1 protein-coding gene is annotated in these 488 nt (G+C 39.3%); it reads right to left on the reverse strand.

Annotated features, from left to right (window positions below; all coding sequences use genetic code 11):
* Positions 1-428 (reverse strand): hypothetical protein (locus GOU96_RS18270; protein WP_324702123.1); only part of this gene is annotated, 428 nt, incomplete at its 3' end.
* Positions 429-488: the final 60 nt, after the last annotated feature.

Here is a 488-nt window from a genome sequence, read left to right on the forward strand (position 1 = left end):
TTTTTTTCTGCCAAGAATGAAGCTATAAGACCCCAGTTATTTTCGTAGCATTCATATTCAGGTATAGATTTTATACTCACCTTTCCCCAGTCCACACTACGAGGAGCATCAATTATTAATTGAATAGGAAATATATAAAATTTGGGTGGCAATATTTCTTTTTTATTGTCCTTCGAACCCCGATTTAGAAAGACAGCAACAACAAAATCAGAGTCTAAGTTTTTGATTGGAAAGCCTAATGCTCCTGTCCTCCACCGACTTTTCACTTGGATTCTTGCTGATTTATGTGTGTCGGGGTTAACTGCAACTAAATCATAACCAGGCATATTTGTGTAAGTTTTGTAGGCTAAGATACGATGAATTAATAGTTGACCTAGGGCCAAAAATTCAGCTCCCTCTGATTCCAAACGTGTATCCTGTCTTGTCAATTCACCCTCCTTAAATGAAATGCCTAACGCCCGCCTAAGGGGCTGACAACGCATACCGCC

Source organism: Vibrio sp. R-1, from assembly GCF_035615595.1.
In the GTDB taxonomy this organism is placed as follows: Bacteria; Pseudomonadota; Gammaproteobacteria; order Enterobacterales; family Vibrionaceae; genus Vibrio; species Vibrio cholerae.